The sequence below is a fragment of the Betaproteobacteria bacterium genome (genome assembly GCA_009377585.1).
GTDB lineage: Bacteria > Pseudomonadota > Gammaproteobacteria > Burkholderiales > WYBJ01 > WYBJ01.
In genome coordinates this window covers 12209-24259 of sequence record WHTS01000092.1, presented here as the reverse complement: position 1 = coordinate 24259, position 12051 = coordinate 12209, and the positions used below count along the sequence as shown (strand labels likewise).

At 65.5% G+C, this 12051-nt stretch carries 9 protein-coding genes and 1 pseudogene (1 of these 10 running past the window's edge); 3 read left to right on the top strand and 7 right to left on the bottom strand.

The genetic code is table 11. The annotated features are described in order from the left end of the window. Positions 1–737: 737 nt before the first annotated feature. From GEV05_22710 to GEV05_22700, 3 genes are all read right to left on the bottom strand, one after another. Entirely contained in the window at positions 738–1610 is an 873-nt protein-coding gene (locus GEV05_22710; protein MPZ46143.1) for a DUF3365 domain-containing protein, read from the bottom strand. Positions 1611–1671: 61 nt separating this feature from the next. Further along, entirely contained in the window at positions 1672–3159 is a 1488-nt protein-coding gene (locus GEV05_22705) for a protein kinase (protein ID MPZ46142.1), read from the bottom strand. A gap of 180 nt (positions 3160–3339) precedes the next feature. Next, on the bottom strand, positions 3340–5049 hold the full coding sequence (locus GEV05_22700; GenBank protein ID MPZ46141.1) for an STAS domain-containing protein: 1710 nt from the start codon (positions 5047–5049) through the stop codon (positions 3340–3342). Positions 5050–5289: 240 nt separating this feature from the next. On the opposite strand from GEV05_22700, the gene GEV05_22695 reads away from it, so the two are divergent. Continuing rightward, positions 5290–5637 (top strand): c-type cytochrome, encoded by a 348-nt coding sequence (locus GEV05_22695; GenBank protein ID MPZ46140.1) that lies wholly within the window; start codon positions 5290–5292, stop codon positions 5635–5637. A gap of 11 nt (positions 5638–5648) precedes the next feature. Continuing rightward, the gene (locus GEV05_22690; protein ID MPZ46139.1) at positions 5649–5969 is read left to right on the top strand and encodes a c-type cytochrome; all 321 of its coding nucleotides are present in this window, start codon (positions 5649–5651) and stop codon (positions 5967–5969) included. A 129-nt stretch (positions 5970–6098) separates the two neighbouring features. Here the strand turns inward: GEV05_22690 and GEV05_22685 are convergent, their stop codons facing one another. Genes GEV05_22685 through nth form a run of 3 tightly spaced genes read right to left on the bottom strand, consistent with a single transcriptional unit; the run spans position 6099 to position 9128 of the window. Further along, positions 6099–7979, bottom strand: coding sequence for an MFS transporter (locus GEV05_22685; protein ID MPZ46138.1), 1881 nt, complete (start codon positions 7977–7979; stop codon positions 6099–6101). A gap of 28 nt (positions 7980–8007) precedes the next feature. After that, positions 8008–8430, bottom strand: a complete 423-nt coding sequence (locus tag GEV05_22680) for a DUF1841 family protein (protein MPZ46137.1) — start codon at positions 8428–8430, stop codon at positions 8008–8010. A gap of 5 nt (positions 8431–8435) precedes the next feature. Next, positions 8436–9128: an endonuclease III gene (gene nth, locus GEV05_22675; GenBank protein MPZ46136.1), complete on the bottom strand. Its 693-nt coding sequence runs from the start codon at positions 9126–9128 to the stop codon at positions 8436–8438. 207 nt (positions 9129–9335) lie between these two features. Here nth and GEV05_22670 point away from each other — a divergent pair, with 207 nt between their 5' ends. Further along, positions 9336–10256: an FHA domain-containing protein gene (locus GEV05_22670; protein MPZ46135.1), complete on the top strand. Its 921-nt coding sequence runs from the start codon at positions 9336–9338 to the stop codon at positions 10254–10256. A 232-nt stretch (positions 10257–10488) separates the two neighbouring features. Here the strand turns inward: GEV05_22670 and GEV05_22665 are convergent. Further along, positions 10489–12051 (bottom strand): annotated as a pseudogene (locus GEV05_22665) (protein kinase) (it continues 996 nt past the right edge of the window).

The window sequence follows — 12051 nt, the reverse complement described above, 5'->3', positions numbered from 1 at the left end:
CCCCGGTACGAGTGTAGATCTTGCTGAGCCGATGTCCCACGCTGTTGCCTCGTCAGAACGAGGAGGCCATTGTAGCAACGCGGCTCACGTGCTGCGTGCGCTGACACTAGCAGCGCCGAAACAGCGGCGGAAGCGGCCGCATGGGTGCAGTCGCTCCGCCATTGCAGACTTTGATCGTGCAGACGTTTAATCGTGCGGGCCCGCTTGCATGGGCGGATCGCCTGGCGCGCTCGGGTCGAAGCTGGTGCCCGGGTGCTCCATGAAACCCGTATCGCGGGCAACCGGGGGATCGTCTGTGTTACCGAACGAGGCGCATCCCGCAAGTGCTGCAGCAAGTGTCAGCGTGGCTACAATCGACTTCATGGCAAAACTCCAAAACAAGTTGGACACAGTGGGAACCACGCCGGCCGCACCGAGAGCGGCGGCCGTCGCTTGCCCTTCCGCATTCCCGGAAGGGCGCATCCACTGCCTCGCAACGAGGATGCCTTGTCGCGCGAGGCGCTGCGCAACATGCAGTCGAACCCGGGCAGAGGTCGAGGCCTGTTGTCTCGAAGCGACGGTTGGCAGGTTGTGAGAGGAATGCGGCCGGCATGCGGTTCGCATCCCGCTGCGCGGTGACACGGCGCTCAATCGGCGCCGAATTGCGCTGCGGATTGTCGTTTACGCTGCGCTTTGCGAATGAACCGGCGCGAGCACGCGGCTGCGAAAAGCATCCAGCAGCTGCGTGAGCGAATGCGTCACCCCTCGATGAGCTTCATCGCCTGCTGCAGGCTGCGACGCATGCGATTGAACGAGGCGGCCAGCACCGATACCTCGTCCTTGCCCTGCTCGGAGAATTCCGGAATGGTGAAGTCACCTACGCTCACCTTGTCGGCGGCCGCGGACATGCTGGCGATCGGACGGATGATGATCCACGACAGCATCACGTTCAGCGCCACGAACACCGCGATGAATACCGCGGCGAGCGACAGCATGAAGGCGTAGAAGGCGCGGTTGGCGTTCGCGATCGGCAACGCCATCGGCACCGAGACTACCTGCGCGCCGATGATCTCGTTGTGCTTCCAGCCGAAGCCGTTGTTGCGCCCGTAGAGCTTGAGCATCGATGCGGGCGCGGCATCCGGGACACTGTGGCAGGCCAGGCAAGCCGGGTTGGAAATCTGGATCGGACGCGCGACATAGAGTGCCGGCCCGGTGGGTGTCGAGCGTTCGCCGCTCAGCTCCTTGAGATCCGCCCGATTGCGAAAGGCGTTGACGATGTCGGTTTCCCACTCGACCGCGCGGTCGCGCGGATTGGTCGGATTGAGCGTCGCTTCCTTGTAGCTGTAGTTCGGGTACTTCTTGCGCACCTGGTTCAGCGTTTCGGTGGCCGCGTACGCTGGCACCGTCTGCGGCAGGAACACCTGCTGGAGCTTTTCGTCCAGGTGGGGCTTCACCTGGGCGACCGTATAGCCGCGCACCGCCAGCGCTGCCTCCATCAGCAGCTCCGCATTGCGCACCACTTCGTCGCGTGCGTTACCCTGCAGCATGTTCCACGAGATCACGCCACTGACGATGAACCCGAGTACGAACACTGCAAGCAGCACCAGATTGAACTTCAACCGCAAGCCCATGAGGCCCTCCCTTCAGGCTTTCTAGCCCGGATATTTCATCGGCCCCGGCGAAATATCCGGGCTAACCCTTGTCCTTGAATGCCGCCACGCTCTTGCGGATGAAGGCGCGGCGTTGATCGGTGTTGGCGATGTGATCCGACAGAAGCAGGAACAGCTCCGCGCGATCGCGCGCCTTGGCGGCCGATTTTCGCACCAGGACGGCGGCCAGCGGGCCGAGATGATTGGCGAGCTCGGCTTCGACTGCGGCCAGGAACTGGGGATCGAACATGGGCGGCACCGTGGTCGGCGGGGCGGTGGGCGGTCGGCTGACCGGTGCGCGCGAGCCAGGAACCGTGGTTGGAGGCCGGCTCGGGGACTCGCCGCGCAGCAGCCCTTCGGTACGCTCGAGGAAGGTGCGACGCGAGGTTTCGCTTTCGATATCGTTGGCGAGAGCGGCGCGCAGCGGACCCAGCGTCGTATGCTCCTTGCTGTGCCGCCGGACCAGCACCGAGGCCATGGGCCCGAGATGTCGGGCGAGCGCTGCCTCGAGCTGCGTGGTGAGCGCAGTATCCAGAGTGCCGAAACCGGAGTGCGAATCCGCCCGCACGGTAGCGGGCGGCAGCGATGAAGGCTGCATCAGATCGGCGCGCGGCAGCGCTTGCAGGAACGCCTGCACGCTGCGGGGACGTTCTTCTTCCGCCGGCGCAAGGCCCCAGTCGATCGCGCGCAGCAGGACTTCCGAATAGATGGCGCGGTCGCCGACGGCGACCGCCTTCGGCAGCGGATCGTTGCGCGCACGCGCCGGCGCTTCGATGGGCCGCTGGCCGGTGATCACGCCGTACATGACGGCGGCCAACGAATACAGGTCGGTCCACGGGCCTTGGTGGCCATGCGAGTGGTATTGCTCCAGAGCTGCATATCCGGGCGTCACGATCGCGGTCAGTTCGCCGCCCTTGCCGCTGACCAGCTTGCGCGCAGCGCCGAAATCGAGCAGGCACGGATCGGTGTCCGTACGCATGTGGATGTTGCCGGGCTTGATATCGCGATGCACGAAGCCGCTGGCATGGATCATCGCCAGCCCGTCGAGTATCGGACGCACCACCGCGAGCAAGTCCGCCTCGGACAGCGGTCGCTTGCGTTTGACCCATTCGCCGAAGGGCTGGCCGCCGATCAGTTCCATCACCATGTAGGCGGTATTGTTCGACTCGAAGAAACGCAGCACCCGTACGATATGCGGGTGGTTGAAGGTGGCTAGCGCGCGCGCTTCCTCGATGAATCGGCTCAGCCCCCAATGGAAGATCTCGGCTGCGCCCGGCGACTTGGGCCGAAGGGAAAAGGTGCCGTCGCGTACTGCCTGGTCCGACGGCAGGTATTCCTTGATCGCGAGATTGCACTTCAGGTTGTGATCGGTCGCGAGATAGGTGATCCCGAACCCGCCGTAACCGAGCACGCCGTCGAGCGAATACTCCTGCAGCCGATAGCCGGGCGGAAGCGCGTTCAGTACGTTGCCGGCCGCAAGAGCATCGGCGTGCGGTGCTTGACCAGCGGACGCGTCGTCGTTGATCCCCATCCGACGATTCTCCAGTATGCGTATACAGTGTAATCGAAGTTGTCGTGTCTGCGGCGCCCGACGGACGGACTCGCCCGCCCCGTTAACGGCCGGCGCGAGCTCTTCTGCACCCGAACCGAGCGCAGAAGCAGCGGCTGAGTTGCGGCAGCGGCCGAGCTGCGCGTACGGCAATGGCCGGTCTCAGCTCGAATCCGCGGTCTTCGCGTCGGAGCGGCGTTCGCCGTCGGGGAGATATTCCTGGCATTCGGCGAAGATGCGATGTTTGCAGTGCCGGCAGGTCTCCACATCGAAGCGCGGATAAAGGGTCGCAATGACGCGGCGCTTGACCGGAAAAAGATTCTCGGGTCCCAGCGCCGTCAGGTAACCGCCGCGTTCGAGCAGCCGGCGCACCTCGTCCTTGACGCGGTAGAAGTACAAGCCGCCGCCGAGCGCACGCCGGCGACGGGCCTCGGCCACCAGCATCTCGGCACCTGCCACATCGATGAAGTTGATCCCGCTGGCGACCACGATCAGGTGCCTTTGTCGCGGATCGAAATCGGCGAAGCACTTCGCCACGTGGTCGACCGCGCCGAAGTACAGCGAGCCGTTCACGCGCACCATTTTGACCTGCGGACAGTCGGGCAGTCCGCTATCCGCGCTGAAGTGGTAACTGTCCGGCGCCGGATCGGGCTTCACGTCGATGATGAGCGGGTGCGAGGTTCGACGCAGGTAAACGATGAGCGAGAACAGCACGCCGGCGATGATGGCGAATTCGAGGTCGACGAACAGCCCCGTGAGGAACGTGGCCAGCATGATGGCGCCTTCTCGCCGGCTGGTGTGCCCGACCTGGCGCACATGCTGCACGTCGATCAGCCCGTAGCCGACGAGAAACAGGATCGCGGCCATCACGGCAATCGGCAAATGCGCGAACAAGGGCGCCACGGCGAGCACGAATACGATCAGCAGGCCAGCCGCGATGACCGGGGAGAGCGGGGTCGCCGCACCCGCTTCGTAGTTCACGCCGCTGCGATTGAACGAGCCGCTCGACGGGTAGGCGGAGAAGAACGAACCGGCGAGATTGGACAGTCCCTGGCCGATGAACTCCTGATTGGCTTCGATGCGCTGACCCGAGCGCACGCCGATGGCGCGTGCGATCGACAATGCCTCGGTGAGCCCGAGGATCGTCATGCCAAGTGCGATCGGCACCGACCGGCGGATTCCCTCCAGCGACAGATCGGGCGCCGAAATGGGCGGTAACGCCCCCGCTATCGCGCCGAGCTTGGGCAATTCTCCCATTTGCCGTCCGAATAGCCACTCCACCCCTGCGCCGAACAGCGCGCCGGCGACGACCGCGACGATCATGTAGGGAAACTTGGGATAGAAGCGGCGCGTCACGATCGCGATCGCGATCGTGAACACGGCCACGAGCGTCACCATCCAGTTGATCCCGCCGCTCGCAGCCTCGGCGACGAAAACGCGCAGGATCTGGAAGAAACTGCTGCCGCGAGGAATATCCACACCGAAGAAATTCGACAGCTGACTCGCGATGATCAGCAGGCCGGCAGCCGCGGTGAAACCGATGACCACGCTGTGCGAGATGAAGTTCACCAGCACGCCCATGCCCGCCAGGCCCAGCGTCAGTTGCATGGCGCCGGTCAGGAAGGTGACCGTGAGCGCGAGCTGCACGTACTCGACGGAGGCGGGCTCGGCGAGCGGCGCAAGCTGTGCGAACAGCAGGATGGAGAGCGCGTTGGTCGGACCGGAGACCAGATGGAACGACGAACCGAACAGCGCCGCCACCACGGCGGGTACCATGGCGGCATACAAGCCGTATTCCGGGGGCATGCCGGCCAGGGTGGCGAACGCCACGCCTTGCGGCAGCACGATCACCGCACCGATCAATCCCGCCATCGCGTCCGAGCGCAACGTGTGCCGGTTGGTCTTCGGCAGCCAGGCGAGAAACGGCAGCAGCCGGGTGACGGGAATATTGTGGAGGAAACGCACGGCGCGCAGCGTGAGCCGAGCCGGTATCGGCCCGCGACGCCATTATGGTGGACGCGAGAGCCTTGCACAATGCGCAGTCGCGCGGGAAACTTCCTGTATAATCCGGCGCGTTTCGATGTTTTCAAGACACACTCGACAAGGTTCCCGATGAAGCGCAAGCGCACGCTGTTGCTCGCCGTGCTGGCCGCGGCATTTGCCGCCGAAGCAGGTGCAGCCGAGGAGAGCGGGGTCCAGGACGTACGCAACAAGCTTGCGATGTGCCAGGGCTGCCATGGAATAGAGGGCTATCGGATGGCGTTTCCCGAGGTCTACAGCGTGCCCAAGCTCGGCGGGCAGCACCCCGCGTACATCGTCAAGGCACTGCAGGCTTACAAGGCCGGAACACGCAACAACGAAACCATGCGCGCCATCGCGTCGTCGCTCACCGAGCAGGACATGGCCGCGCTGGCCGCCTACTATGGCGGGCAGGGTACGCAGACCGCGGCAACCAAGTAGGACAGGCCATCATGACGCGATTCATTCTTGCAGTGGCCGCGTTCGTGGCCGGTATCAGCTCTGTGGCGGCCGCCGATATCGAGGCGGGCAGAAAGAAGGCAACCGAGGTCTGCGCCGCCTGTCACGGCCCGGACGGTAATAGCCCCACGGCCGATTTTCCGCGCATCGCCGGTCAACACCCGGACTATATCGCCAAGGCGATGCGCGACTACAAGACCGGTGCTCGCAAGGATCCGATCATGGGCGGATTCGCCAAGCCGCTCACCTCGGCGGAGATCGAGAACCTCGCTGCGTACTACGCTTCGCAGCGCGGCCTGCAAAACAAGTACTGAGCTTTTGCATTGCTCGCGACGGCCGCCTGAAAGCGGCCGTCGTCGTTTGCGGCGCTCGATTTCGCGGGCACGCGCGGCTCGCGAGTCATACGTCCCGGCATTCGTGGGCGGGTGCCCCCGTCGCCTGGATCAGCGCCAATCGCCGCGAAGCCGCTGCACGATGGCCTGCAGGCGCTCGGGCGTTGCGTCCTGCGCTGCCACGGCGGGTGCGGTGGCGAGCCCGATGAGCCTGAACGGCAGCGTTCGAAACGGGCGCGACATCGCCTTGCCACCCTTGCGGCTGAAGAAGCTGCCCCACAGTCCGCGCAACGCCATCGGAATCACCGGCACCGGGGTGCGCTCGACGATGCGCCGGATGCCGTGGCGAAACGGATACATCTCGCCGCTGTCGGTGATGCGGCCTTCGGGAAAGATGCAGACCAGGTCTCCGGCTTCGAGCGCGCGCGCGATCTGGTCGTAGGCGCGTTCGAGCAGCGCGGGCTCGGCGCGGGCCGAGGCGATGGGAATGGTGCGGCCGGTGCGAAAAACGAAGTTGAGGATCGGGATGCGGAAGATGGCGTGATCCATGACGAAGCGCACCGGGCGCGGGCACGCCGCTGCGACGACCAGCGCATCGACGAAGCTCACGTGGTTGCAGACGATCACCGCCGCGCCCTCGTCCGGGATGTGCTCGAGGCCGGATTTCCGCAGCCGGTACACCGAGTGGATCAGCAGCCACACGATGAAGCGCATGAGGAATTCGGGCACCAGCGTATAGATGTATACGGCTACCGCCGCATTGAGCAGCGCCGTGACGAGAAAGATTTGCGCCACGCTCACGCCGGCCTGGAGCAACCCGATCGCGAGCCCGGCCGCCACGACGACGAAGGCGGCGTTCAGGATGTTGTTGCCGGCGATCACGCGCGACTGGTGCGCGCGCTCGCTGCGCGTCTGGATGAGCGCGTACAACGGCACGATGTAGAAGCCGCCGAACATGCCGATCAGCACCAGGTCGAGCAGGATGCGCAGGCTGCCCGGCTCGCGCAGGAACTGTGCGGCGGTGAGCCCGGCTCCCGCGGACGAGGCGGGCGAGGCAAAAAACAGATCGAGCGCGACCAGGCTCATGCCGATGGAACCGAAGGGCACCAAACCGAGCTCGATCTTGCGTCCCGACAGGCGTTCGCACAGCAACGAACCCAATCCTATGCCGATCGAGAATACCGCGAGCAACAGGGTGATCACCTGCTCCCCGCCGCCCAGCGTGTCGCGCGCGTAGGCCGGAAACTGGGCGAGGAACATCGCGCCGTAGAACCAGAACCAGGAGATGCCGAGCACCGAGTGGAACACGGTGCGGTTGCGCGCGGTGAAGCGGAGGTTGCGCCAGCTCTCCCGCAGCGGATTCCAGTCCAGCCGCAGCCCGGGCTCGGGCGCGGGCGAACGCGGCACGCCGCGGCTTGCGATATAGCCCGCTACCGCGATCGCGACGCAGACGCAGGCAGCGGTTTCTCCGCCGCCCACGCCCACCAGAACGCCGCCCAGAATGGTTCCGATCAGGATGGCGAGGAAAGTGCCGCTTTCGACCCAGGCGTTGCCGCCCACCAATTCGTCCTCGCGCAGGTGCTGCGGCAGGATCGCGTACTTCACCGGGCCGAACAGCGTCGAATGCGCGCCCATGAGAAACAGTGCGCTGAGCAAAGCCGCGAGGCTCCCCAAGGCGAACCCGGCCACCGCGATCAGCATGATCGCGATCTCGGCGAGCTTCACCAGGCGGATGATGCGCGAGCGCTCGAACTTGTCCGCGAGCTGCCCGGCCTGGGCGGAAAAAAGAAAGAACGGCAGGATGAACAGCGCCTGCGCGATGTTGGCGAGCTCGCCCGAGGAGCGCGCGCTCCAGGCGCCGGCCTGGTAGGTGAAGGCGATCACCAGCGCGTTCTTCAGCACGTTGTCGTTCAACGCGCCGAGGAACTGGGTCGCGAAGAACGGTCCGAAACGCCGTTCGCGCAGCAGCCGAAACTGGCTGTGCCCGCTCATCGGCCGCGCAGCGCCGCGCGCGTTGCCATCAGGATTTGCGGCGCAGGCATTCGAGATACATTTCGGCGTCGGGCGCGGTGCCGTTTCGTTGCGCATGCCACACCACCTCGCCGAGGCACTCGAGCACGTCGTGCTTCGCCTCGTGCTCCCCCTTGGCAGCGCGCAGCCGTTCGAATTGCGCCGCAATGCCGGGCGGCTGGTCGATCGCCAGTTGCTCCTCGACCGCGAGGTGCAGGCTCAAATGCAGAAAGGGGTTCATCGCGCCGGATTCCGGCCCATAGTCGCGATCGCCATGCTGCTGCGGCGTGTCGACGACGCGATGGTATTCCGGATGAGCGAGCAGCACCTGCAGTGCGACGGTCTCCAGGCCGGCGAGCGGCTCGCCGGCGCGGTACTTGCGCCAGGTTTCGAAGAAGAACTGCCTTGCCTCGTCGCGCGTCGGTGCGTACATCGTCGTCATGCCGCACCGCTTCTCGGGCCGGCCCGAGAGCGCATTGAGCATTCTGAGACGGCTTGCGCCGGGGTTTTTGCGCGGTATTCGCACAGATCGCGGATGATGCACTCGGGGCACTTCGGCTTGCGCGCGATGCACACGTAGCGTCCGTGCAGGATGAGCCAGTGATGCGCGTTGCGCTTGAAGTCCTCGGGCGTGAATTTCTCCAGCCGGCGCTCGACCTCGAGCACGTCGGCTCCGGGCGCGAGCCCGGTGCGGTTCGCCACGCGGAAGATGTGCGTATCCACGGCGATGGTGGATTCGCCGAACGCAGTGTTGAGCACGACGCTGGCGGTCTTGCGGCCGACTCCCGGCAGCAGCTGCAGCGCCTCCCTGTCCCTGGGCACTGCGCCGCCGTGGCGTTGCAGCAGGATGCTGCAGGTGGCGAGCAGGTTCTTCGCCTTGCTGCGGTAGAGTCCTATCGTCCTGATGTAGCTTTCCAGGCCATCCTGCCCGAGCGCGAGAATCGACCGCGGCGTGTTGGCGACCGCAAAGAGCTTCCGTGTCGCGAGGTTCACGCCCTTGTCGGTGGCCTGGGCCGAAAGGACCACCGCGACCAGCAGCTCGAACGGCGTCGAATATTCGAGCTCCGTGGTGGGATTGGGGTTGGCGGCGCGCAGGCGCTCGAAGATGGCGCGGCGTTTGGCGGGATTCACGCGCGCGAGCTTAAAGGAATCGTCGAGCTGCCGGCAAGCGCCGCACGGGTAACCCCTTGGGCAATCTTTTGTTCTGCGGCAACGCGGGTAGCGCAGTGGGCGGCCGCGATCCACGGCCGGCGGGGAGTCGTGAACCGGTACGCAGGCTCGAACTATGCTGCCGACGCTCGGTGATTTGCTATCATGCGGGCGCAGACATCGACGGCCATGTCCATTCCGAACGAACCGAGCACGGCGGCGACCGAACTGGCGGTTCCTTTGCCAGCCGTTTTGTTCGCCGACATATCGGGCAGCACCATGCTGTACGAGACGCTCGGCGATGCGGCCGCCAAGACGCTGGTGGACGAGTGCCTGGACATTATGCGCTCGGTGACCGTCCGTCGCGGCGGGCGCGTGATCAAGACGATCGGGGACGAGCTGATGTGCGTGTTTCCCGATGCCGACCGCGGCGCGCTGGCGGCCACCGACATGCAGCTCGCCGTTTCGACCTTGCCCGCTGCTTCCGGCGTGAGCCGTGCGATTCGCATCGGCTTTCACGCCGGTTCGTTGATCCAGGAACAAGGCGACGTGTTCGGCGACACGGTCAATACCGCGGCGCGCATGGCAACCCTGGCCAAGGCCAGTCAGATCATTACGACCGCGGCGACGGTCATGCTGATGTCGCCGCTGCTGCGCTCCAGCACGCGAAACATCGCCGCGCTTGCAGTCCGGGGCAAAGGCGACGATGTCGAAGTGTGCGAAGTGCTGTGGCAGGCGAGCGACGAGCTCACCATGGCGGCCTCGTTCACGTCGCAACCGACCGTCCTGCAGCGCCTGCGGCTCACGCACGGAGCCCGTCACCTGATGCTCGAGGCAGCCGGGGCGTTCGTCCTCATCGGCCGCGATCCGACCTGCCACATCGTTCTCGCCGACCGCAAGGCCTCGCGCCTGCATGCTCGGGTCGAATGGCGTCGCGACAAGTTCTTCCTGATCGATCAGAGCACCAACGGCACTTACGTGACGTTCGTCGATGAAGACGAAGTAGTGCTACGGCGCGAGGAAGTCATGTTGCGCGGCCAAGGCTACATCTGCTTCGGCCACAGCATCGCCGATTCCAATGAGGAAACGGTCGAGTTCGTCGCGCTATGAAGGCGGCGGGTGGCGTGGTGCGATCGCACACCACCACCCCGTCCGCGACCTGCGGTCGCGTCCCGCCCCTCCTTGGTAAGGAGGGGAAAGCTTTGAGCCTCCCCTCCTCTCAGGAGGAGGGGTGTCGGCGCAGCCGACGGGGTGGTGTGGTTTTGCATCGCAGACCACCCCGTCCGCGCATGCGCGCGTCCTGCCCCTCCTTGTCAGGTTTGCCAAGGAGGGGCATCGCTGGCTAGATCGCGGTCGGCTTGCCGAGCTTGGGCGCCGAATGGCTTGGCCCGCGCGGCGTGGCGAGAAATCCCGCGGGCGGCTGGGTTTCGAGCCGCACGCGCACCGCGTCGTCCGCACACGCCTGGGTGAGGTTCACGTTCACCACCGCGCCGCTGGCGCCGGCCAGCAGGAAACAGCTCTGGCCGAGCTTGGCGTTGAGCGGTGCGAGCACGGCCTTCTCGATGATGTCGGAGGGATTGCCCTCGGCGAGCCGCAGCTGGTAGCGCCCGGGCTCGGCGAGCGGCTGGGCATCGAGCACCTGCCGAATGCCGCGAAGCTCGCGCAGCAATTGCTGCGCGGTGTGGACGCCGAGCGCACCGGCGGGCAGGCCCGCGACATTCAAGCTCACCTTCTGCTCCGGCGCGCTGAAGTGCTGCAGGAAGAAGTTCTTGGAGAACTCTTCGCCGACCAGCCGGCCGATCTCGACCAGAGCCTGATCTTCCGAAGCCCAGCTCTGCGCCTTGGGCAAGGCGGTGTTGAGATAGATTTCCTCGCCGGTCGCGCGATCGGTTGCCTTGACCGTCCATGAAGTGAGCGCCGTCTTCGACACCGTGAGCCCCGAGGCGGGTAGGCGCATCGACAGCAGCTTCACTTTCACTTCGCCCTGGATATGGAAGTCCGCCTGCTTGGCTTCGGGGCTGGCGGGCGCATCGACCTCGGGGGTCCAGACTCGGAAGCCGAAGGAGCGGATACGCTCCTTGACGACGTTCTCGGCGAGCTGCGAGCGCGCAGGCGGCATCGCCTCGGCGGTATCGGCATTGCGGATCGCCATCATGACGGAGATCTTCGGATCGCCGCCATTGCGAATGAACTCGATGCGCTCTTCCTTCGACATCTGGTTGAGCGACTTCTGCACCGCGCGCATCCGCACTGCCGCGCGCGCAACGGTCGTGACCAATCCGTCCTTGCCTAGTTGCGGTGCGCCCTCGGAGATGACGCGCTTGATGAACACACCCGGGTCGGCCAGCAGCTTCTCCTCGATGACGGCGTAGTTGCGATCGAGCGAGGCCGGCTGGACGTAAACGCCTAGCGCCTTGTCGATCAGCTTGCGCTTGGCATCGGCGCGCGCTTCGGCTTGTGCCGCTGCCGGATCGCCGTTGAAGCGCGGGTCCCGCGGATCCGCCGCGCCGAGCGCGCTGATCACCATGGTGCCCGGCTCCACCGGCACATCGATCGGTGGGGCACTCGCCGCGGCGGTGGGTGCGGCGGGCACGGGCGCCGGCTCGGCCTTGACCGCGGTGTTCGCAAGCGCTGCCGCTGCCGTATCGGCCGAGGCTTGCTTGTTCTCGATCGTCTTGTCCGGAGTCAACGCGAGGTAGGCGCCTGCGGCAACCACGACGACGACGCCAGCCGCCACCGCGGCCAGTGCACCGGCGCCGAGCGGTTTCTTGTGGCTCGCCGCCGGCATCTGCATGGCAGGCGACGGCGAGGCCGAAGGTGAAGATGCAGGCGAAGGCGAAGGTGCAGGCGAAGATGCGGATGAAAGCGAAGGTGAAGGTGCAGATGAAGGCAAAGGTATCGCCGC